We start from the raw sequence: 292 nt of genomic DNA, 5'->3' as shown, positions 1-292 counted from the left end.
CGGATGGTCTGTCTAATTCGGAGGTGGCTGACCGGTTGGGGGTGTCTCGGCCGACGGTGGGTAAGTGGCGGTCGCGGCTCGTTGAGCGCCGGCTGGCCGGGCTGGTCGACGAGGACCGGCCGGGCGCACCGCGGAAAATCACCGATGAGCAGGTCGAGGCGGTGGTGGTCGACACCCTGGAGTCCACGCCGCGCAACGCCACGCACTGGTCGCGAGCGTCGATGGCCGAGCATTCCGGGCTGTCGAAGTCCACGGTGGGCCGGATCTGGAAGGCGTTTCGGCTCAAGCCGCA

General features: G+C 68.8%; 1 protein-coding gene. It reads left to right on the top strand.

Annotation, left to right across the window (positions count from 1 at the left end; all coding sequences use genetic code 11):
* The coding region (locus ACLQ24_RS30550) for a helix-turn-helix domain-containing protein (RefSeq protein ID WP_425895188.1) at nt 1–292 on the top strand (292 nt) is incomplete at both ends.

Source organism: Micromonospora sp. DT4 (assembly GCF_049841675.1).
In the GTDB taxonomy this organism is placed as follows: Bacteria; Actinomycetota; Actinomycetes; order Mycobacteriales; family Micromonosporaceae; genus Micromonospora.
Note: the sequence above shows the minus strand (reverse complement) of the source record. Positions and strands in the feature narration are given on the sequence as shown.